11 protein-coding genes are annotated in these 22,501 nt (G+C 64.8%); 7 read left to right on the top strand and 4 right to left on the bottom strand.

Annotation, left to right across the window (positions count from 1 at the left end):
• Positions 1 to 12 precede the first annotated feature (12 nt).
• The 4 genes from EJV47_RS16915 to EJV47_RS16900 all read right to left on the bottom strand — a co-directional run bounded on the left by EJV47_RS16915 (position 13) and on the right by EJV47_RS16900 (position 5,590).
• Positions 13 to 1,293, bottom strand: a complete 1,281-nt coding sequence (locus tag EJV47_RS16915) for a sugar isomerase (protein ID WP_126694357.1) — start codon at positions 1,291 to 1,293, stop codon at positions 13 to 15.
• Positions 1,294 to 1,641: 348 nt separating this feature from the next.
• A complete protein-coding gene (locus EJV47_RS16910; protein ID WP_126694356.1) occupies positions 1,642 to 1,932 on the bottom strand; it encodes a hypothetical protein in 291 nt (96 codons plus the stop codon).
• 182 nt (positions 1,933 to 2,114) lie between these two features.
• Positions 2,115 to 3,128 (bottom strand): GntR family transcriptional regulator, encoded by a 1,014-nt coding sequence (locus tag EJV47_RS16905; RefSeq protein ID WP_126694355.1) that lies wholly within the window; start codon positions 3,126 to 3,128, stop codon positions 2,115 to 2,117.
• A 353-nt stretch (positions 3,129 to 3,481) separates the two neighbouring features.
• Positions 3,482 to 5,590: a bifunctional aldolase/short-chain dehydrogenase gene (locus EJV47_RS16900; protein ID WP_126694354.1), complete on the bottom strand. Its 2,109-nt coding sequence runs from the start codon at positions 5,588 to 5,590 to the stop codon at positions 3,482 to 3,484.
• 235 nt (positions 5,591 to 5,825) lie between these two features.
• Between EJV47_RS16900 and rhaT the strand changes: the two genes are divergently transcribed.
• From rhaT to EJV47_RS16865, 7 genes are all read left to right on the top strand, one after another.
• On the top strand, positions 5,826 to 6,956 hold the full coding sequence (rhaT, locus tag EJV47_RS16895; RefSeq protein ID WP_126694353.1) for an L-rhamnose/proton symporter RhaT: 1,131 nt from the start codon (positions 5,826 to 5,828) through the stop codon (positions 6,954 to 6,956).
• A 739-nt stretch (positions 6,957 to 7,695) separates the two neighbouring features.
• The gene (locus EJV47_RS16890; protein WP_126694352.1) at positions 7,696 to 10,905 is read left to right on the top strand and encodes a SusC/RagA family TonB-linked outer membrane protein; all 3,210 of its coding nucleotides are present in this window, start codon (positions 7,696 to 7,698) and stop codon (positions 10,903 to 10,905) included.
• Between the two features lie 95 nt (positions 10,906 to 11,000).
• A complete protein-coding gene (locus EJV47_RS16885) occupies positions 11,001 to 12,524 on the top strand; it encodes a RagB/SusD family nutrient uptake outer membrane protein (protein WP_126694351.1) in 1,524 nt (507 codons plus the stop codon).
• 105 nt (positions 12,525 to 12,629) lie between these two features.
• Positions 12,630 to 16,514, top strand: a complete 3,885-nt coding sequence (locus EJV47_RS28455; RefSeq protein WP_207895919.1) for a DUF4450 domain-containing protein — start codon at positions 12,630 to 12,632, stop codon at positions 16,512 to 16,514.
• A gap of 161 nt (positions 16,515 to 16,675) precedes the next feature.
• The gene (locus EJV47_RS16875) at positions 16,676 to 18,832 is read left to right on the top strand and encodes a hypothetical protein (protein WP_207895918.1); all 2,157 of its coding nucleotides are present in this window, start codon (positions 16,676 to 16,678) and stop codon (positions 18,830 to 18,832) included.
• 175 nt (positions 18,833 to 19,007) lie between these two features.
• The gene (locus EJV47_RS16870; RefSeq protein WP_126694349.1) at positions 19,008 to 20,666 is read left to right on the top strand and encodes a glycoside hydrolase family 28 protein; all 1,659 of its coding nucleotides are present in this window, start codon (positions 19,008 to 19,010) and stop codon (positions 20,664 to 20,666) included.
• A gap of 199 nt (positions 20,667 to 20,865) precedes the next feature.
• Complete coding sequence (locus tag EJV47_RS16865) at positions 20,866 to 22,113, top strand: glycoside hydrolase family 88/105 protein (protein WP_341539268.1); 1,248 nt, start codon at positions 20,866 to 20,868, stop codon at positions 22,111 to 22,113.
• Positions 22,114 to 22,501: the final 388 nt, after the last annotated feature.

Below are 22,501 nucleotides of genomic sequence, written 5' to 3'. Positions count from 1 at the left end.
ACGAGTTGGCTTTTACAGGCCGGTCGAGAGGCTAAGCTTGCCGCGTTGCTGAATCAGTTGCTCCCGTACCCCGGCCGTGCGGTAAGCCGAAATCGGGTCAATAGCGCCTCCGGCCTGCCGGTAAGCGGCCTGCACCAGGGGCCGCACGTCGGTCAGGAAGGCGTCGCGCAGCAGCTCCTCGGCCCGCACTACGTCGTTGTGCTGCTGGTACTCGCCGAGCTGGGCGCGGTCCACCAGCAGGGCCTTGGCGTAGGCGCCGAGGATGTTGTCGACGGATTGCAGCAAATCTTCCAGCGGGTCCTTGGTGTTGTGGCTGGCGTCAATCATGTAGGCCACGGCGGGGTTGCTGACCGCGCTGTCCTGGGCCCCGTCCACCAGCTCGTTGAAGATGAGGAACAGCTGGAAGGGCTTCATGCTGCCGGTCGTCAGGTCGTCGTCGCCGTACATGGAGCCGTTGAAGTGGAAGCCGCCGAGGCGTCCGAAGTGCAGCAGGCGGCCCACAATCTGCTCAATGTTGGTGTTGGGCAAATGGTGGCCCAAATCGACGAGCACCTGCGCCTGCTTACCCAACTGCTGGCACAGCGAGTAGGAGGTGCCCCAGTCGGGGATAATCATCGAGTAGAAATTCGGCTCGTAGGGCTTGTACTCGATGAGCATGGTCCAGTCCGACGGCAGCGCCTCGTAGATGGCCGCCAACGACTCCTGCGTGCGTTGGTAAGCGCGGCGGAAGTGCTGCTGCCCGGGGAAGTTCGAGCCGTCGGCCAGCCACACGGTGTGCGTTTTGGCGCCCAGCTGCTCGCCGTAGCGCACGCACTCGATGTTGTGCTGGATGGCCTGCTCGCGCACGCCCTGCTCGGTGTGGCACAGGGAGCCGAACTTGTACGAGTATGCCTGCTCCTTCTGGTCCTGGAAGGTGTTGGAGTTGACCGAGTCGATGACCAGCTTTTGCTCCTGCAGCCGCTGCTGAATGGCGGCCACGTCCTTTGGGATGTCCCAGGGAATGTGCAGCGAAATCGAGTTCGAGGAGCCGTTGAGCTGGTTGAGCAGGCCGATGTCCTGGATTTTCTCTTCCAGGTTGCGCGGCTCGCCGCCCAGCGGAAAGCGGCCGAAGCGGGTGCCGCCCGTGCCCAGCGCCCAGCTCGGAATGGCCACCTGAAACTGCACCAGCTGCTGAATCACGTCCTGCGCGTCGAGGCCGCGGCGGCTGAGCAGGTCCGAGAGGTAGCCCAGGCGCAGCTGGTGCTCGGCCTGCTTGCTCTGGTTTAAATCGTGTAGGCGTTGGTGGTCAATCATCGTCGCGCAGCGGGGTATGCGGGCGGGGGCTGAGTGAGTAGTCACCGCTCCGTCGGGTGGGACATGGCTAAGAAGTAGCAAAGTAGTCCTGACCGCGCCCGAAACTGTTCTGGGCTCTCCTGCCTGTAATCTTTTCAGCTGGCGCCGGTTTAGCGACGAAGGAGCGTAACCGGTGCCTACCATCGGGCAGGCTTTCAGCCTGCGTCCGGCGCCCAAGCTGCAAGCACAATACGTATGCAGCCATAGCGGCTGGTATTCGGCAGGCGTGCCACGCAGGCTGAAAGCCTGCCCGATGGTAGGCACCGGTTACGCTTCACTTCGTTTCGCTAAACCGGCGCCAGTTCCCCCTTAATGCACGGCAATGCTGCGCCACGTATGCTGTTGCATCGGTATGGCAATCCGCTTTTCAGAAGTCGCTGTCCGCATATTCAGCCGATACCGGATGTTCACAACCAACTGTTGTGAGTTGCGCCGGCGGGAATAGCGGTATTGATGCGCGTTGCCAGCGGCGGCCAGTCGCACCGTATCGGCGCCCGAGACCAAAGCCGGATAGGCTTCCAGAACCGATAGGCTGCCAGTCAGACAGCTGGAATCGGGCTTGACGAACAGATCCAGTTTATCCGGTGCGTAATGTGGCACCGAGCACCGGATAACCAGTCCACATCCATCAACTGGCACGGACTGGCTGTTTGGCCTCTGCGGTAGTGGCGTATAGCTTGTATGCGCCACGCACCCGGTCAGCGCCGCAGTTACCAAGAAAGGAATACGCCACGCCTTCATCAGGGAATAAATCTACCGCTGTTAATCATCATTCCTCTCCGTCACAACGACCCGCGGCGGATGGTGTAGAACGGGTTCTTGATTTTTTCCCGCCGGCCCTGCAGCAGCATTTCCGCGGCCGTCTGGCCCATGGCCTCGAAGTCGGTGGAAATGACGGTGATGCCCAGCAGCTCCTTGAGGGTGCTGGTGTTGAAGGACAGAATGCCGATTTCGCGGCCGAGCAGGTAGGGCGTCTGCCGCACTTTCTTGATGAGCTCGGCCAGGTCGGTGGTTTCCACCACCACGTAGGCCGTGCCGGGCTCCAGCACCTCGTTCATGGCGTTTTCCTTGATGGCAAACTCCTTTTGGTGCTTGGCGCAGAAGGTGCGGAAGCCCCAGGCAATTTCCACCGGGTAGTTGTTGCCCACGCTCGGCAGCACCAGTACCAGCTTGTGGTACTTGGCCAGCAGATCCTGCACGCCCTCCAGCGCCCCGAAAATGTCCTTGTCAAAGTCCTGAAACACGGCCAGCGTGGGGTGTTTCAGGTCGGGCAGATCCTTATCGAGCAGCACCAGCTCACCGGCCGGAATATTATTCAGAATGGCTTTGAAATCCGCCTTGTCCAGATCCTGGGTGAAGTGCGGCATGATGACGTAATAATTGTATTTGCCGAGGCTTTTCTCCATGATATCCTGAAACAGGCTGGCGCTGTGGTGGTGAATTTGTAAATCCACCGTGGCCCGGTCGCCGAGGGCGTTCAGGAAGGAGTAGTAAATTATTTTTTTGTAGGAGCTTAATTTATTGAATACGAGCAGAATCTTGAGCTTGCTCGCGTCGGTAGCCTGCACGTAGTAGCCCTTGCCCTGCACCGAGATGATGAAGCCGCGGGCCCGCAGCTCCCGGTAGGCCTTTTCCACGGTGTCGCGGGCCAGGTAGTATTCGGCGCTCAGCTCGCTGATGGAGGGCAGCTGGTCTTCGCGCTTGAGCACACCGCGCTCAATGTCGGTAATCACCGACTGCACGATTTGCTTGTACTTCGGGGTCTTATCAAACGGCTTAAACTGCAGTTTGTACATGCGGGGCAGCTAGGTGGCAGGGGCGGTACCGTGGGCGCCGCGGCGGCCGGCCGCGGGGCCGAACAGTCGCGGCGAGGGTCCGCCGGCGGGGGACTAAGGTAGGCACGAGGCGAGGAATACTCAACTTACTCAATTCGGCCGAAACCAGGAAATCAGCCGGAACAATAGTTGCGCAAACGATGTCGGGAACGTTGCCATTAAAATATTTATGAGTGAAGAGTCGGATAGTAATAGAAAAAAATATTGCCGGCGAATTAGCAAGTGCCGGAAAATAAATAAGCCGGCCCCGCGGCCGGCTTATTTATTCCCATTTACGCGAGCCGTCAAACCCGCGCGTTGTCCGCTTTTAATTCTTAGCGCACGAAGGCCATGGCCACGCCGCCGTCCACGTTCAGCACGTTGCCGGTCGACTTGGCGAGCGAGCCATCCACGAACACGCGCACGGCCTGGGCAATGTCCTCGGCCAGCACTTCTTCGCCCAGCAGGGTGCGCTTGGCGTAGTGGGCGGGCAGGTCTTCCACCGAAATGCCGTAGGCCTTGGCGCGGCCGGCGGCCCAGTCGCCTTCCCAGATTTTCGAGCCGCGCAGCACGGCGTCCGGGTTCACGGTGTTGACGCGGATTTTGTCGGGGCCCAGCTCGGCGGCCAGCAGGCGCGACATGTGCAGCTGGGCGGCTTTGGCGGTGCCGTAGGCCACGTTGTTGGGGCCGGCCACCAGGCCGTTCTTGCTGGCAATGTTCACGATATCCCCGCCCAGCTGCTGCTGGCGCAGGATTTCCACGGCGGCCTGGCTCACCAGGAACTGGCCCTTCACCAGCACGTCGTTCAGGATGTCCCAGTCGGCCTGGGTCGTCTCGCTCAGCGGCTTGCTGATGGAGAGGCCGGCGCAGTTGACGATGATGTCGACGCCGCCGAACTGCAGGATGCTCTGGCGCAGGGACTCGCCGATGTGCTCGGCGCTCAGCACGTCGATGCTGGTGGCCAGGGCACTGTCCTTGCCGAACTGCTTGCGCAAATCCTGCTGGGTTTCGTCGAGCCGGTCACGGTCGGCGGCTACCACGCAGGCGCCCTGCTCCAGCAGCGCCTCGCAGATGGCCTTGCCGATGCCGCCGGTGCCGCCCGTCACGAAGGCCACCTTGCCCGAGAGGCTCTTGGGCTTGGGCATGCGCTGCAACTTGGCTTCTTCCAGCAGCCAGTACTCGATGTCGAAGGCTTCCTGCTCGGGCAGGCCCTGGTATTCGCTCACCGCCTCGGCGCCCTTCATCACGTTGATGGCGTTGGTGTAGAACTCGGCGGCCACGCGGGCGGTCTGCTTGTCCTTGGCGAAGGCGAACATGCCCACGCCGGGCCACAGAATCACCACCGGGTTCGGGTCGCGGCGGGCGGGGGAGTTGGCGTGCTTGCGGCGCTCGTAGTAGGCGGTGTAGTCCTGGCGGTAGGCCTCAAACCGCTCCTGCAGGTATTCGTGCACGGCGGCGGCGGGCTGCTGCATCTGGGCCGGGTCGAGCACCAGCGGGCGGATTTTGGTGCGCAGGAAGTGGTCGGGGCAGGAGGTGCCTTGCTGGGCCAGGCGGTCCAGGTCGTGCGAATTCACGAACTCCAGCACCCGGGCGTCGTCGGTGTAGTGGCCGAGCATGCGGCGGTGGCTGCTGGCCAGGCCGCGCAGCACGGGCATCACGCCGACGGCCTGCTGGCGGCGCTGGGCGGCGTCCAGGGTCTGCTCGCGCTTCACCCCGCCGAAAACGGGGCGCCGCTTGCCGTAGTTGGCTTCGAGGTAGCTGGCGGCCTGCTCAATCACCTCCAGGGTGTTGATATAGGAGTCGTAGCTGGTGTCGCCCCAGGTGAAGAGGCCGTGGCCGCCCAGGATGACGCCGCGCAGGCCCGGATTTTCCTTCACCACTTTCTCCAGCTGCAGGCCCAGGTCGAAGCCCGGCCGCTGCCAGGGCAGCCAGGCCATCGTGTCGCCCCAGATTTCCTTCATGATCTGCTCGCCGTCCTTGCTGGCGGCAATGGCAATGAGGGCGTCGGGGTGCAGGTGGTCGATGTGCTTGAAGGGCAGCAGCCCGTGCAGCGGGGTATCAATGCTGGGCGCGGCGCACTTCGGGTCGAACAGGCAGTGGTCGAACAGGGCCACCATCTCGTCCTCGAATTCCAGGCCGCGGTAGCGGTTTTTCAGCGCGTGCAGCTTGTCCACGTACAGGTTGGCGCAGCCCGAGCGCTTAAGCGTGCCGATGTCGCCGCCCGAGCCCTTCACCCACATGACCTCGGCCGGCTGGCCGGTGACGGGGTCGGTTTCGGTGATTTTGCAGGAGGTATTGCCCCCGGCGTAGTTGGTCAGGCGCAGGTCGGCGCCGAGCAGGTTCGAGCGGTACAGGAACAGGGCAACTTCGTCGCCGGCCAGCTCGGCCGCTTTGGCCTCGTCCCACAGGTAGCTGACGTGCTGAAAGGTGAGCGTTTTTTCCATAGGACGCTTCAGGGGAATGTCGCTGAGAAACGGTAGTGATTCGGTTTACTACAAAGTACGCTGCCGGCCTCAGCCGCAACCTCCTGCACTCTCCTGCTTAGAGTGAAAAATCTTCAGCCCGGGGTTCAATGCCGATGCTGGTGAGTAAGCATTTACTTGGATGCAGGACGGGACAGGAGAGTTTGGGCTATTTTTGAGGTCAGATTTGCCTCAACACGCACTTAGCATTTCACCTATGGCCGTCCTCTGGGGAGTTATTTTGCACGCGCTGGGAGGTTTTGCCTCCGGCAGCTTCTACCTGCCCTACAAGAAAGTCAAGGGCTGGGCCTGGGAAAGTTACTGGCTGGTGGGCGGTATCGTCTCCTGGCTGATTGCCCCCATCGTGCTGGGCCTGGCCACCGTGCACGACCTGTTCGAGGTGCTCGGCGCCGCTTCGGGCTCCGACCTGGCCTGGGTATATTTCTGGGGCGTGATGTGGGGCTTCGGGGGCCTGACCTTCGGGCTGGCCATGCGCTACCTCGGCCTCTCGCTGGGCATGGCCGTCACGCTGGGTTTGTGCGCGGTGTTCGGCACGGTGGTGCCGCCGCTCTGGAAAAGCGAGTTTGCCCAGCTGCTGGGCACGCCCTCGGGCCGCATGATTCTGATCGGCTTGGCCGTGTGCGTGCTGGGCATCCTGATCTGCGGCATTGCGGGCATGATGAAGGAGAAAACCCTGTCGGCGGAGGAAAAACAGGCTTCCATTGCCGAGTTCGACCTGCGCAAGGGCCTGCTGGTGGCCGTGTTTTCGGGCATTATGTCGGCCTGCATGTCCTTCGGCCTCGACGCGGGCCAGAGCATTGCCCAGCTGGCCGTGCAGCACGGCACCGACCCGCTGTACCAGAACAACGCCATCCTGGTGGTGGTGCTGCTCGGCGGGCTGACCACCAACGGGCTCTGGTGCCTCTACCTGAACTACAAAAACAAGACCTTCTCGGACTACACCAACGTGTCGGCCCCGGTGGCGCGCAATATCTTCTTCTGCGCCCTGGCCGGCCTGACGTGGTACCTGCAGTTCTTCTTCTACGGCATGGGCGACACCCAGCTGGGCGACTACCGCTTCTCGGGCTGGACGCTGCACATGGCCTTTATCATCACCTTCAGCTCGTTGTGGGGCCTGTACCTGCACGAGTGGCGCGGGGCCAACGCGCCCACCATGCGCACCGTCACGCTGGGTATTCTGGCGGTGGTGTTTTCCACGGTCATCGTGGGCTACGGCAACTACCTGGGCTCGGAGAAGCCCCAGCAGGCCGCCGCGCCCCGGCCCGAGCACAGCCAGCTGAGCCAGCGGCCGGCCGCCCCAACCACGACTTCGCTGGCGCAGCAGTAAGCGCCCGGCCCCGATACTGTTCCGAATAAACCTGAGTGAGTGAAGCAAAAGAGGTCAGCCCAGCCGGGGCTGACCTCCTTTGTTTTAGGGCCGTTTCGGAACGAGGCGGCGCAGCCTAGGGCTGCGCTGAGGCAATCCGGTGGTGCGGCATTCGGCGTAAACCTGCCGCATTTTTCCGTGCGGCTCACGAATCGGAGTGCGCTCCTGCAAGATTGCGCAGTGTGCCCTGTGCAGCGTACAGGCGCCGACTGCCGGCCTTGCGTGGCACAATGGATGCTGGCCCTGTTCATGCACCAGTGCCGCGAATCTACGCCCGCCTGCGGTTCGCAACGAGCCGCAGGCGAGTGAGCCAGGCTGCGTGACGCCGCATTGACGCCTTCGGCGCCACGCGAAATAGATTTTTGCGCTACTGTAACAAAGGGTAGGGCAGAGGCAGGGCCTTTGTACCCGGTATAGGGGCGGCGGACCGGTTTCAAGGCCTCTCTGGTACTCTCCTGCCGTGTGCCGGTGTCGTTTGCGAAATCAGCTGCTGAGCGGCCGGAAAGTGGTGATTCAGGCGGATTTGCACGGGCTGAACGGGGCGTAAAACGGCTCTGGCTGGCATATATGGAATGTATAATGCTTGCACGGTGAGTAACCAATCACCGACCACAGCACTCTACAGGACAGTTTGGGGGGAGTAGGCGGATAGTTTGGCCTCGGTATTTGAAGTCTTCCCACTCACTTCTCCAGACACACCATGAAAAAAATCTACGGTTGGCCCCGGTATCAACCCCAGGCGGCGCTGTCGCTGCTGCTGCTGGCCGCGCCGGCCCTGGCGCCGTCGGCGCAGGCCCGGGCGGCGGGCGTCGAAACCCCGGCGCCCGAGTGGCAGCTGTCGGGCAAGGTCGTCTCTGACAAGGGCGAAGGCCTGCCCGGCGTGACGGTGGCCCTGAAGGGCAGCACCCGCGGCGTGAGTACCGGCGCCGACGGCACCTTTACCTTGTCGGTACCCGAAACCAGCGGCACGCTGGTGTTCAGCTTCGTGGGCTTTCTGCCGGTGGAGCGCAGCTTCAGCGGCGCCGAAACCTTCAACATCACCCTCAACGAGGACACCAAGGCCCTGGAGGAAGTGGTGGTGGTGGGCTACGGCACCCAGAAGCGGGCCGACGTGACCGGCGCCATTGCCACCCTCGACGCGAGCAAGCTGGAGGAGCGCCCCATCACCCGCGTGGACCAGGCGCTGGTGGGGCAGCTGGCCGGCGTGCAGGTGCAGCAGAATACCGGCCTGCCCGGCCGCGGCTTCAGCATTCAGGTGCGCGGCAACGGCTCCATCACGGCCAACAACCAGCCCCTGTACGTCATCGACGGCTTTCCGCTGGAGGGCACCTCGCCCAACAACAACGGCAACTACGCCACCGGCTCCCCGCTCGACAACATCAACCCCAACGACATCCAGTCGATTGAGGTGCTGAAAGACGCCGCGGCGGCCGCCATCTACGGCTCCCGGGCCGCCAACGGCGTGGTGCTGGTGACGACCAAGCGCGGCAAGACCGGCAAGCCCCAGATCAGCTTCAACACCTACGCGGGCATCTCCCGGCAGGCCAACCGCCTGGATCTGCTCTCGGCCGAGGAGTGGGTGGAGCGCTCCACCCAGATCATCAACAGCGCCTGGGTGCGCTCGGGCGCGGGCCGCACCGCCGACCAGAGCACGGCCGAGCGCATGCGCATCCTGAACCGCACCACCATCGACCCGGCCCTGATGATTGACGACCGGTGGCTGGACCCCAACCACGAGGGCCTGGCCTACATCGACTGGCAGGACGAGATTTTCCGCACCGGCAAGGTGCAGAACTACCAGGTGTCGGCCAGCGGGGCCACCAACAACGTGAACTACTTCCTCTCCGGCAACTACACCAGCCAGGAGGGCATCGTCATCGGCGTGGACTACAAGCGCTACTCCGCCCGCGCCAACGTGGAAGTAAAGGCCACCGACAAGCTCAAGTTCGGGGTGAACATGACCCCGACCTACTCCGTCTCCCGCGACCCGGGCGTGGAGGGCAAGGACAACCTGGCCCAGAAGTTTATCACCATGGTGCCGGTGGCCGAGGCCTCGGCCGGCATCTACACCAACTACGGCGAAAACGACCGGTACCTCTGGGCCGGCTCCAGCATCAGCCCGGTGGGCGAGCTGCAGAACCGCCAGCAGCGCAGCACGGTGTTCCGCTCCCTGAGCACGGTGTACGGCGAGTACCAGATGCTCAAGGGGCTGACCGGCCGCGTGTCCCTGAACCTGGACAACACCGACTCCCGGGCCAAAAGCTACATTCCGAACTCCCGCCTGGTGGGCTCGGGCGCCACGGGTACTTTCAGCGGCTACCGCAAGCAGGCCTTCGTCAACGAAAACACGCTGAACTACGCCAGGGTCATCGGCGACAAGCACGACATTTCGGCCCTGGCCGGCTACAGCTACAACTTCTTCAAGACCGAGACGGACCGGCTCCGCTCCTCGGGCGGCTTCGTCAACAGCGCCGTAACCACGCTGAACGGGGCCACCAACATCACCGGCACCGGCGACAACGGCACCACCGAGACGCAGAACGTGCTCGTCTCCTACTTCGGCCGCCTGCAGTACGCCTATATGGGCAAGTACCTGCTCACGGCCAGCGTCCGCCGCGACGGCTCGTCCCGCTTCGGGGAGGAGCGGCGCTGGGGCGTGTTCCCGGCCGCCTCGGTGGGCTGGCGCATTTCGCAGGAAAACTTCATGCAGGGCGTGCGCCCGGTGAGTGATTTGAAGCTGCGCGGCTCCTTCGGCATGTCGGGCAACAACGGCATCGGCGACTACAGCTCCATTGCCACCTTGGGCATCTATAACTACACCTTCGGCGGGGCCGTGGCCACCGGGCAGGCGCCCAACAAGGCCCCGAACGGCATCCTGCAGTGGGAAAAGTCGCGCACCTTCGACGTGGGCCTGGACCTGGGCCTGATCAAGAACCGCGTGTACGCCTCGTTCGACGTGTACACCAAGACCAGCCAGGACCTGCTCATGAACGTGCCGCGCGTCAGCGCCTCGGGCTACGAGTCGCAGCTGGTCAACATCGGCGAGGTGCAGAACCGGGGCTGGGAAGTGGAATTGAAAACCCGCAACCTTGACGGGGCCTTCCAGTGGAATACCTCGCTGAACTTCGCCCACAACGAGAACGAGGTGAAGCACCTCGGCCCGGGCGACGCCACCATTGAAATTCCCTCCTCCTACGGGGCCAGCAGCACCCTGCTGATGGTGGGCCAGCCGATGAACGTGTTCTACGCCATCAAGCAGACCGGCATCCTGACCCAGGCCGACGTGGACGGCGGCGTGCCCGTCATCCAGGGCTCGACGGTGGGCGACCCGAAATACCTCGACGCCAACGGCGACGGGGTCATCACCGACCAGGACCGCGTCATCATCGGCCGCCCGACGCCCAAGTACACCTGGGGCATCACCAACAGCTTCACCTGGAAGGGCTTCGACCTGAGCGTGCTGGTGCAGGGCCAGAACGGCGGGCACCTGTACTCACTCATCGGCCGCGCCATCGACAACAGCGGCATGGGCTACAACCAGAACGTGCTCGGCGTGCAGCGCGACCGGTGGATCAGCCCCGACCAGCCCGGCGCGGGCCTGCGCGGCAAGTCCAACATCAACTTCTCGCCCCTGAAGAGCGACTCCTGGCTGTACTCCACCAACTACGTGCGGGTGCGCAACATCACCCTGGGCTACAACCTGGGCAACGTCATCAGCAAGCGCGTGGCGCAGGGCGCCCGGGTGTACTTCTCACTGGAGAACTTCTTCGGCCACGACAACTACACCGGCGGCTACAACGTGGACGCGGTCAACTCCGATGCCGGCGGCGGCGGCTTTGCCGTGGGCACCGACTACGGCGGCCTGCCCCTGACCAAATCCATGACCCTGGGCCTGAACGTGACTTTCTAAATAGGTAACAGGTGACAGGTAACAAGTAACAGGTCGGTTCTTTCAACCTGTCACGTGTTACGTGTCACTTGTCACCCCCTCCCTGACTTTCTCCGATGAAAAAGATATTTCTGCTGCTGGCGGCGGCTGCGCTGCTGACCACCACGGGCTGCGAAGACCTGGACCAGGCCCCGATTTCGGCCGGTTCGGTGCCCACGTTCTACAAGTCGGCCGACGACTTCAACCAGGCCCTGAACGCTACCTACAGCACCCTGCGCGCCTGGCCCGACCGCACCCTGACCATGTCGGAGACGCGCTCGGACAATATTTACGGCGTCTCCTCGCAGGGCATCCGCGTGTGGGAGCCCATCAACAACTTCTCCCTGGGCATCGTCGCCAACGAGTTTCCGGCCGACACCTGGAGCGCCGACTACCTGGCCATTTACCGCACCAACGTGCTGCTCGACCAGCTCCAGCAGAACGGCTCGGTGCTGACCGACGCCGTGCGCAAGAGCACCGAGGCCCAGGCCCGCTTCCTGCGCGCCTTCTACTACTTCGACCTGGTGCGCTACTTCGGCCGCGTGCCCCTGGTGGATAAGCCCCTGGAGCCCCAGGATGTGGCTAATATTGCCCGCACCCCGGTGGCCGACGTGTACGCGCTCATCATCTCGGACCTGCAGGCTGCAGCCGCGAACCTGCCCGCCACCTACACCGGCGCCGACGTGGGCCGCGTGACGTCGGGGGCGGCCAAGAGCCTGCTGGCCTTGGTGTACATGACGCGCTCGGGCAGCACCTACGGCGGCATTCAGGGCCCCGGCCTGGGCACCAACGACTACGCCACGGCCCTGGGCTTGCTCAACGAAGTTATCAGCAGCGGGCAGTACCAGCTGATTACGGCCGCCGGCACCGCGCCCAACGCCTACGCCAACGTGTTTTCGTACACCAACGAAAACAACCGGGAGGTGATTTTCGACGTGCAGTACATCAGCGGCGGGGTGGGCCTGGGCGCCGGCTACCCCTCCATTCTGGTGACCAACAACTACTTCACCTCCATCGGGGTGGGCACCACCTTCGGCACCGGCGACGAGCTGCGGCCGGCCTCCAACAGCCTGCTCAACTCCTACGCCACCGGCGACGTGCGCAAGGCGGTGAACTTCCAGGTGGGCTACACCGCCGGCAACGCCGTGGAGACGCGCGCGGCCTTCAAGAAGTACATCAACGGCGCCCTGCGCGGCACCTCCCGCACCGACTGGCCCATCAACTTCATCGTCATGCGCTACGCCGACGTGCTGCTGCTCAAGGCCGAGTGCATTCTGCAGGGCGGGGGCGGCACCCAGGCCGAGGCGCTGACCATCGTCAACCAGATCCGCAGCCGCGCCGGCCTCACCACCCCGCTCACCTCGCTCACCCTGGACCAGTTGCTGGAGGAGCGCCGCCGCGAGTTTGCCGGCGAAGGCATCCGCTGGCACGATTTGGTGCGCACCGGCCGCATGGTGACGGTGATGAACGCCTGGATTACGGCCGACGACGCCAACAACCGCATCCGCAAGCCACTGACCAGCAACGACGTGCTCTACCCGGTGCCCCAGCAGGAGCTGGCCGCCTCCTCGTACTCCTACGAGCAGAACCCGGGTTACTAGCCCCACTTTGACACCGCTGGGCAAGCCCGGTTTTCGTCTCGCGTGGCGGGCGGAAATCGGGCTTCCTATCTTCCCGCCGCCGTTTTCCACCGCTTCCGCCGACTGATGGTCGACCCCCAACGCGCCTACGCTTTCCCCACTTTTTCGCTTTTCCGGCGCCTGGCGCGCTGGTGCGGCGGGCCCGGCCGGGCGGGCCTGGGCGGTGCCCTCGGGCTGCTGGCCCTGCTGGCACTGCCGGCCGCCGCGCAGCAAGCCGCGCCGCTGGCTGCAGCTGCGCCGCTCTGGCACCAGCAGGCCCGCACGCTGCGCTACCGGCCCGAGGGGCAGGATTTCGTCATTCAGAACGGTACCCACCGCTTCACCCGCGCCCTGTACGGCACCAACACCGCCTTCCGGGTGGAGGCCGGGGATTTGCCCGAGTTTGCGCTGTATTTGCCCGGCATGGGCGGCAACCTGAAGCTGGGCCTGGTGGCGGCCGGCGCCCAGAGCAAGTGGCTGAGCCAGGCTGCCCGCATCGAGGCGCGCTACCGGCCCGGGGCCATGCTCTACACCATCGAAGACCCGCTGCTGGGCCCCCGGGGCCGTCTGCGCCTCACCCTGCTGGCCCTGGCCGACGCGGAAGGCCTGGTGCTGAAGGCCGAGTTTGACCACGTGGCGCCGAATGCGGTGCAGCTGGCCTGGGCTTTCGGCGGGGCCTCGGGCCGGAAGTTCAGCCGCGACGGCGACATCGGCGCCGACCCCGAATCCAGCTTCGACCTCAAGCCGGAGTACTGCCAGGGCAACGAGTACGCGCTGCAGCGCAACGCCTTTACGCTCACCTACGGCCAGCCGCCCAAAAACGCCCCTGCCGGCACCCCGCGCCCGCGCCTGCTGGGCCTCGTGCCGCCCGCGGCCGTGCTGCGCGTAGCCGATGCCGCCCGGCAGCAGACGCCCGCCCAACTGCTGGCCGCCCCGGCCGCCGCCGCGCCGGTGCTGGCCGGCCGCCTGCCGGCAAAGGCTGGCGAAACGCTGTACTTTGCCGTGCAGAAAGCCGCGGAAGCTGGGCTGAACGCCGCCGACAAAACCGCGCCGGCACTACGCTACGCCGATTTGCCGGCCGCCTTTCAGCGGGCCGAAGCCGCCCGGCAGCAGCTGGCCGGCCGGGTGCTGGTCAGCACGCCCGATGCCTACCTGAACACCCTGGGCGGGGCGCTGAGCGTGGCCGCCGACGCCATCTGGGAGGCGCCCTCCTACATGCACGGCGCGGTGGCCTGGCGGATGCGCCTCAACGGCTGGCGCGGCCCCTACGCCGCCGACCCGCTGGGCTGGCACGACCGGGCCCGGACGCACTTCCGGTCCTACGCCCAGTCGCAGCTCACGCAGCCGGAAATCGGGCCGGTGGTGATGGATACGGCCCTGAACCTGGCCCGCTCCCAGGAAAAGCTGGGCACCAGCGTGTACTCCCGGGGCTACATCAGCCGCAACCCCGGCGGCGACCAGCGCGCCCACCACTACGACATGAACCTGGTGTTCATCGACGAGCTGCTGCGCCACCTGCGCTGGACTGGCGACCTGGCCTTTGCCCGCGAAATGTGGCCGGTGCTGACCCGGCACCTGGCCTGGGAAAAGCGCAACTTCGACCCCGACGGCGACGGGCTCTACGACGCCTACGCCGCCATCTGGGCCAGTGACGCGCTGCAGTACAGCGGCGGAGCCGTGACGCACTCCTCGGCCTACAACTACTTCTCCAACCACATGGCCGCCGAGCTGGCCGCCCTCATCGGGCAGGACGCGGCGCCCTACCGGCAGGAAGCCCGCAAGATCCGGCAGGCCCTGAACGCCCGGCTGTGGCTGCCCCGGCAGGGCTCCTACGCCGAGTACCAGGACGCGCTGGGCCGCCGGGCCCTGCACGCCAGCGCCGGCCTGTGGACCATCTACCACGCCCTCGACTCGGAGGTGGCCGACCCGCAGCAGGCCTACCAGGCCACGCGCTACGTCGACGCGCAGCTGCCGCATATTCCGGTGCGGGCCCAGGGCCTGCCCGACGAAGGGTATTACCTGCTCTCGACCACCAACTGGCAGCCCTACGACTGGTCCATCAACAACGTGGCCCTGGCCGAAAACCTGCACGCCACGCTGGCCTACTGGCAGGCCGGCCGCGCCGACGAGGCGTTCCGGCTCTGGAAAAGCGCCCTGCTCGAAAGCATGTACCTGGGCAGCAGCCCCGGCAACTTCCAGCAGATCAGCTTCTACGACGCCCACCGCGGCGAGCTGTACCGCGACTTTGCCGACCCCATCGGCGTGGCGGCCCGCTCCCTGGTGGAAGGCTTGTTCGGCCTGCGCCCCGACGCCCTGCACGATACCCTGCTGGTGAAGCCCGGCTTGCCCTCCGCCTGGGACTCGGCCCGGCTGGTGGTGCCCGACGTGACGTTCCGCTTCCAGCGGCAGGGCCAGCTCGAGACGTACCAGCTCACGCAGCGCCTGCCCAAGCGCCTGGCCTTGAAGCTGCAGGTGCCCGCCCTGGCCACCGAAGTGGCGGCCGTGACGGTGAACGGGCAGCCCGCCGCCTGGCGCAACGTAGCCGCGGCCGTGGGCCGGCCCCTCATCGAAATCAGCAGCGCGCCGGCTGAGCGGTACGTAGTCGATATTACCTGGCGGGGCGAGGCGCCGGACCGCGTGGCCCTGGAGGACTCGTACCGGCCGCGGAAATGGCTGTACGTAGAGCTGCCCCGGGCCAAGCTACTGACCCTGCGCGACCCGCAGCGGGTGCTGACGGATTCCATGCGGCTGGATGACGCTTCTGTGTTGAACCGGCGGCTGGGCGAGGAAACGGGCGGGCGTACGGTTTTTGCGCAGCTGCGGCAGGGGGCGCTGACGTGGTGGGAGCCGCTGCCGCTGAACGTGAAGCCCTTTCTGGAAGTAGTCGACTACGCGACGCCGCCCGACGGGAGTGTACAACTGCGCATCCGGCTCAATGAGTCCCGGTCAATTCCGACCAGGGTGGATACCAACGGGTGGGGCGCCCCCCCGCCCGATTCGCTGCGGCGCACCCTGCCCGACTCGCTGCGGCGGACGCTGGGCATACTTTCTATCGAGCGGATATACTGGCGGCAGGATTATCACTTGCCGCTCGGCAGTAGTGTTTCGCGGCGGCTGACCGTACCGGCGGCCGCGCTGGTGCCCGGCCGCAATGCCGCGCAGATAGGCTACGATTTTAAAGTCTCTCCCGTACCGGTGGAACTGACCACCTGGAGCCGGCCGGCCGATGCGACGACCAAGTGGGAGCGAATAGACCTCACGCGTCACTTCAACGACCAGGTGACGAGCATCTTCCAGCCCAATAAGTACCTGGCCCCGCGCCCCAAAGGGCCAACTTTGCAGCTGCCTACCCAGGGCATCGGCAACTGGTGCTACCCGCTCACCCAGGCTAATATTGACGACGCGGGGTTGCGGCAGCTGGCCGGGACCAGGGGCGAAATCCAGCTGCCCATCGGAATTCCGCTGCGGACGCCGGGGGCGGCGGGCGTAAACAACGTGCTGTTCGTGTCGCAGTGGGACAACTACCCGGAGCAGGCCACGGTGCCGCTCAAGGGCCGGGCCTCGCACGCCTATTTGCTGATGGCCGGCTCCACCAACCCCATGCAAAGCCAACTCGACAACGGGGAGGTGCTGGTGCAATACACCGACGGCACCACGGCGCGGCTGGCGCTGCGCAACCCCGACTCCTGGTGGCCCATCGAGCAGGACTACTTGGACGACGGCTTTGCTTTCCGCACCGGGGCCGTGCACCCGCTGCGGGTGCATCTCAAGACCGGCCGCGTGGTGCCCGGCGGCGAATTCGACCAGTACACCAGCATCAAGGGCTTCAGCACCCGCACCATCGACGGGGGCGCGGCCACGGTGCTGGATTTGCCCCTCGACCCCAAGAAGAAACTCAAAAGCCTCACCGTGCGCGCCCTGGCCAACGACGTGGTTATCGGCCTGATGAGCGTGACGCTGGCGCGGCCGTAGCGCGCCAGTAGTACGTCATGTCGAGCGAAGTCGAGACATCTCGCTCGGGTGCTAATCTTCTCGTTGAACGAGGAGTTTACTATCCGGCATCAGCACGCGAGATGCTTCGCCTGCGGCTCTGCATGACGTGCCGGCGAAGCCCTATAACTCCACCTCAACCTATGCCCAACACCCGCTTCCTGCTTCTTTCCCTGCTCGGCCTCGGCGCCGCGGCTCTTCCCGCCGCCGGGGCGCTGGCCCAGGCCATCAACCGGCAGGCGGTGGTGGAGCGCCACAAGGTGCTCAATACCACCACCGATTCGCTGGCTTCGCTAAACGTCGGCAATGGGGCTTTTGCCATGACCGTCGACGTGACGGGGCTGCAGTCGTTTCCGGAGTACTACCAGAAGGGCGTGCCGCTGGGCACGCAGTCGGAGTGGGGCTGGCACAGCTTCCCGAACGCGCAGAACTACCGGGTGGAGGAGGCCCAGCGCCAGGTCGAGCTGAACGGGCGCAAGATTCCCTACACCGTGCAGGTGAAAGCGCCGGAGCGCAACAAGCAGGCGGTGGACTTCCTGCGGGCCAATCCGCACCGGCTGCAGCTGGGCAACCTGGGCTTCGTACTGCTCAAGAAGGACGGCTCCCGGGCCAGCATCAAGGACCTGCGGGAGCTGCGCCAGGAGCTGAACCCCTGGACCGGGGAAATCCGCAGCCACTTCGCGCTGGATGGCACCGCGGTGGACGTGGTGACGGTGGGCCACCAGCAGGCGGACGCGGTAGCCGTGCAGGTGCGCTCGGGCCTGGTGAAGCAGGGGCGCCTCAAGGTGTTTTTGCGCCTGCCGTACCCCACCGCGCAGTGGGACGACGTGGGCGTGAACTACCAGGACGCCGACAAGCACCAGTCGAAAATCGAGTGGGAGCGGGAAACCATGGCCGTGGTGGGGCACCAGCTGGACGCCGACCAGTACCAGGTGATTTTCGACTGGAACGGCCGGGCCAAGCTGGTGGCCGGCGCGCAGCCGCACGAGTTCGTGCTGACGCCCGACGGCAAGCTGGACGTGCTGGAAGTCAGCGCCCGTTTCAGCCCGCCGATGGCGTACAAGCTGGGGCCGCTGGGCTTCGCCGCAACGCAGAAAAGCAGCGTGGCGGGCTGGAAAAGCTTCTGGCTTAGCGGCGGGGCCGTTGATTTCGGCGCTACCCCCGACCCGCGGGCCCGGGAGCTGGAGCGGCGCATGGTGTTGTCGCAGTATTTGATCCGCAGCCAGGAGACGGGGCAATATCCGCCCCAGGAGACGGGGCTGGTGTACAACAGCTGGTACGGCAAGCCCCACCTGGAAATGCACTACTGGCACGCCATGCACTACGGCCTGTGGGGCCGCACCGATTTGCTGCAAAAGAGCCTCGACTGGTACCTGCGCCCCGAAATCATGGCCGGGGCCCGGGCCATTGCCCAGCGCCAGGGCTTTGAGGGGCTGCGCTGGCAGAAAATGACCGACAACCAGGGCCGGGAGGCGCCTTCCTCGGTGGGCGCGTTTCTGATCTGGCAGCAGCCGCACTTCATCTACCTGGCCGAGCTGCTGCGCCGCGACGGGGGCGGGGCCGCCGCGCAGAAAAAGTATCAGGACCTGATTTTCGCCACCGCCGATTTTATGGCCTCGTACCCGTTTTATGAGAAAGACAAGGACCGGTACATCCTCGGCAAGGGGCTGATTCCGGCCCAGGAGCGGTTTAAGGCCGAGGAAACCTTCAACCCCACCTACGAGCTGGTGTACTGGCACTGGGCGCTGACCACGGCCCAGCAGTGGCGCCAGCGGGCCGGGTTGGCGGCCAACCCCAAATACGCCCAAGTGCTGCAGAAGCTCGCGAAGCTGCCCCAGGCCCAGGGCGTGTACCTGGCCGCCGAAAGCGCGCCCGATTCTTACACCAACCCCGAGTACAAAACCGACCACCCCTCCGTGCTCGGCGCCCTGGGCATGATGCCCTTTACCGGTCAGCAGGATCTGCCCACCATGCGCCGCACCTTCGATTTGGTGTGGAAGGACTGGACCTGGGCGCACACCTGGGGCTGGGACTTCCCGATGACTTCCATGACGGCCACCCGCCTGGGCTTGCCCGACAAGGCGGTGGACGCGCTGCTGATGCCCATTAAAACCAACACCTACCTGCCCAGCGGCCATAACTTCCAGGACGACCGGCTGCGCCTCTACCTGCCCGGCAACGGCGGTCTGCTGGCGGCCGTGGCCCTGATGTGCGCCGGCTACGACGGCAGTAAGACCGCCAATCCGGGTATCCCGCAGGGCTGGAAGGTGAAGTGGGAAGGGCTGAAGCCGATGCCGTAGACGCCGTCTGCGCTACACTCGGACGGCACTGATGTGTGTCAACTGTCCGCCAACACATGGTAAATGATGCCTGCTTGCACGCGGTACATGCGTCCTTGTAAGCCTGATTGGTGTCCTCGTAACTGCTTAGCGCCTGCTCGTAGAGCCCAGGCGTTTGCTCGTAGCTTCTTTTTTGATGAAATACCCGCTTTTTCTCGCGCTGCTGGCCGCGGTTAGCCTGCCCGCCGCGGCGCAATCCTTCACGCCGAACCTGCCGAAGGTCAACCTGACCGAGTTTCGCCGCGACACTTTTAATATCACCACATACGGCGCGGTGGCCGACGGGCTGACGCCCAGCACCCAGGCCATTCAGCAGGCTATTGACGCCTGCGGGCAGCGGGGCGGGGGCGTGGTGGTGGTGCCGCGCGGGCACTGGCGCACCGCCGGCCTGACCATGCGCTCCAACGTGAACCTGCACCTGGCCCAGGGCGCGCTGCTGCAGTTTTCGGCCAACCGCGCCGATTATGCGCTCATCAAAACCAACTGGGAAGGGCTGGCGGCCGTGCGCAACCAGGCGCTGGTTTACGGCAAAAACCTGGAGAACGTGGCCGTAACCGGCCGCGGCATCCTCGACGGCTCGGGCGAGGCCTGGTGGATGGTGCAGAAGGGCCGCACCCCGGAGGGCGAGTGGAAGCAGCTGGTGGCCTCGGGCGGGGTGCTCAACGAGAAGCAGGACCGGTGGTACCCCTCGGAGCAGAGCCTGCAGGGCACCAAGGTGAAGGAAGCCGGCGTGCTGACCGAGGAAAAGCGCGACATCAAGGACTTTGAGGATATCAAGGACTACCTGCGGCCCGATTTCCTGGTGCTCGACGGCTGCCAGCGGATTCTGCTGGAGGGCGTGACCTTCCAGAACTCCCCGGCCTGGACGCTGCACCCGATGATGAGCCAGGACGTGGTGGTGCGCGGCGTGACGGTGCTCAACGGCCCCTACACGCCCAACACCGACGCGCTGGACCTGGAATCCATCAACCGCGGGCTGGTGGAAAACTGCGTCTTCAACGTGGGCGACGACGCCATCTGCATCAAATCGGGGCGGAATGAGCAGGGCCGGGCGCGCAACATGCCGACGGAGAACATTCTGGTGCGCGACTGCACCGTGTACCGGGCCCACGGCGGCTTCGTCATCGGCTCGGAAATGTCGGGTGGGGCGCGCAACATCTGGGCCCGGAACCTGACGTTTATCGGCACCGACATCGGGCTGCGCTTCAAGACGACCCGCGGCCGCGGCGGGGTGGTGGAGAACATCTTCATCGAGAACGTGGACATGAAGGACATTCCCGGCGAGGCCATCCTGTTCGACATGTACTACATGATCAAGGACCCCACGCCGCAGGTGGCCGGCTCGAAGGAGCGGCCCGTGTCGCCGCCGCAGCCGGTGGGGGAGGGTACGCCGGCGTTCCGTAAAATCTCCATCCGCAACGTGACCTGCAACGGCGCCCGCACCGCCGTGCTGGTGCGCGGCCTGCCCGAGCGGGCCATCGAGGACATCAGCCTGGAAAACGCCGTGCTGCAGGCCGATAAGGGCCTGGTGTGCATCGAAGCCAACCGCATCAGCCTCCGAAACGTGACCCTGCTGAGCCGGAACACCGACCCGGTGATGGAAGTCCACAACAGCCAGAATATCACCCTTGACGGCATCAAATATGCCCCCGGCGCGGCGGTGCTGCTGCGCGCCTCCGGTGCCGACAAGGCCAAGGATATCCGCCTCAGCAACACCGACGTGAGCCAGGCCAAACTGCCGGTGGAATTCGGCGCGGGCGTGAAGAAAAAGGCCGTGACGGTAGTCAAAAAGTAGCCCGGCTGCCGCGCGGCCGGCCCAGAATGGTCAGTTGGTTTACCGTTCTGGCATCAACTGATGGCTGCCTCCTGATCCGTAAGCATTTTTACCAAATGACCCACTACTAGGGCATGACAGCACATGACGCCGGTTAGCGCGGTGCTTGGTAACGTTGCTGACCGAGTTTCCTCCACCCGTCTTTCCCGCTGATTTCCCTATGCGTGTTTACCCGTTTCTGCTGCTGGCCGGCCTAGCCTTGACCGGCCCGCTGGCCCAGGCCCAGACCCAGACCAAAATCAAGACGAAAGGCCCGGCCGTGGCACCTGCCATAGCCGCCGCGCGGCCCTGGTCGCAGCGCATGGCCGACTCGTTTATGCAGCTCTACCCCGATACGATTCCGCCGGAGCGCAACCGGGCCGCCCGCTGGGGCTACGAGCACGGGCTGATGCTCAAGGCCATCGAGCGGGTGTGGCAGCGCAGCGGGGAGCGGAAGTACCTGGATTACGTGGTCAAGACCATGGACTACTCGATCGGGCCCGACGCGAGCATCCGCTACTTCAAGATGGAGGACTACAACCTCGACAACATCAACGCCGGGCGGGTGCTGCTCACGCTGTACCAGCAGCCCCAGCTGCCGCGCCGGGAGTTGTACCGCAAGGCCGCCGAAACCCTGCACCAGCAGCTGCAAAACCAGCCCCACACCAGTGAGGGCGGCTACTGGCACAAGAAGAAGTACACCAACGAAATGTGGCTCGACGGGCTGTACATGGCCGAGCCGTTTTCGGCCGAGTACGCCAAGCTCTTCAACCAGCCCAAGGACTTCGACCACGTCGCCCTGCAGTTTGCCCTGGTAGAAAAGCACATGGTGGACCCCAAAACCGGGCTGCTCTACCACGGCTGGGACGAGGCCAAAACCGAGCAGTGGGCCAACAAGCAGACCGGCCTCTCGCCCAACTTCTGGAGCCGCGGCATGGGCTGGTACGCCATGGCCCTGGTCGATGTGCTCGACTACCTCCCCCAGAACCACCCCGAGCGGAAAAATCTGATCAAGTACCTGCAGCGCCTGGCCCCGGTGGTGGCCAAGTACCAGGACCCCGCCTCCGGCGGCTGGTGGCAGGTAACCGACCAGGGCAGCCGGCAGGGCAACTACATCGAAACCTCCGGCACCTGCATGTTCATCTACGCCCTGCAGAAGGGCGTGCGCCTGGGCTACCTCGATAAAAAGTACGCCGCCGTGGCGCAGAAGGGCTACCAGGGCGTGCTGCAGAAATTCGTGGAAACCAAGCCCGACGGGGCGCTGGCCCTGAACGGCACGGTGAGCGTGGGCGGCCTGGGCGGCAACCCCTACCGCGACGGCAGCTACGAGTACTACCTCTCCGAGCCCATCAAGCAGAACGACTTCAAGGGCGTGGGGCCGTTTATCATGGCCAGCCTGGAAATGGAAATGGCCGGGAAGGGCAAGTAACCGTCGTGGCTATGCAGCCAGCGGGGGACGGGGCCGATAGGACGCTCTACAGCCGCAGAGCGGCGTCATATCGGTAGAAATACCCGGTTTGTCGAAGCAACAGAGCTGCAGCGCAGCGGCATGGTTTTGCTGATGTTGAATGGTCGTTGACGTCCATTGCGGCACCTGTACCATGCCGCTGCGCTGCAGCTCTTTCGTTCCGGCAATGCGCTGTTCTACCAGTATGGCGCCGCGCTGCGGCTGGGGTTTAGCTATCCGTCCGGGCAGCCGGTATGGACTCTACTGACTGCGGGCCGCGCCGGAGCAGCAGCCACCAAAGCAGCCTGCTTGTTACCTTGCCCGGGCTGCTGCGCGGGAGCCGCCCGGCTACCGGACGAGCTTTTTGCGT

The sequence above is a fragment of the Hymenobacter gummosus genome (genome assembly GCF_003970915.1).
Classification (GTDB): Bacteria; Bacteroidota; Bacteroidia; order Cytophagales; family Hymenobacteraceae; genus Solirubrum; species Solirubrum gummosum.
This window is presented reverse-complemented; position numbering and strand designations above follow the sequence as displayed.

What these genes read in the sequence shown, in the direction of transcription:
- EJV47_RS16865 (WP_341539268.1), top strand. Translation starts at nt 20,866, where the DNA reads ATGCGTGTTTACCCGTTTCTGCTGCTGGCCGGCCTAGCCTTGACCGGC.
- EJV47_RS16915 (WP_126694357.1), bottom strand. Translation starts at nt 1,293, where the DNA reads ATGATTGACCACCAACGCCTACACGATTTAAACCAGAGCAAGCAGGCC.
- EJV47_RS16885 (WP_126694351.1), top strand. Translation starts at nt 11,001, where the DNA reads ATGAAAAAGATATTTCTGCTGCTGGCGGCGGCTGCGCTGCTGACCACC.
- EJV47_RS16905 (WP_126694355.1), bottom strand. Translation starts at nt 3,128, where the DNA reads ATGTACAAACTGCAGTTTAAGCCGTTTGATAAGACCCCGAAGTACAAG.
- EJV47_RS16900 (WP_126694354.1), bottom strand. Translation starts at nt 5,590, where the DNA reads ATGGAAAAAACGCTCACCTTTCAGCACGTCAGCTACCTGTGGGACGAG.
- EJV47_RS16890 (WP_126694352.1), top strand. Translation starts at nt 7,696, where the DNA reads ATGAAAAAAATCTACGGTTGGCCCCGGTATCAACCCCAGGCGGCGCTG.
- EJV47_RS16875 (WP_207895918.1), top strand. Translation starts at nt 16,676, where the DNA reads ATGCCCAACACCCGCTTCCTGCTTCTTTCCCTGCTCGGCCTCGGCGCC.
- rhaT (WP_126694353.1), top strand. Translation starts at nt 5,826, where the DNA reads ATGGCCGTCCTCTGGGGAGTTATTTTGCACGCGCTGGGAGGTTTTGCC.
- EJV47_RS28455 (WP_207895919.1), top strand. Translation starts at nt 12,630, where the DNA reads ATGGTCGACCCCCAACGCGCCTACGCTTTCCCCACTTTTTCGCTTTTC.
- EJV47_RS16870 (WP_126694349.1), top strand. Translation starts at nt 19,008, where the DNA reads ATGAAATACCCGCTTTTTCTCGCGCTGCTGGCCGCGGTTAGCCTGCCC.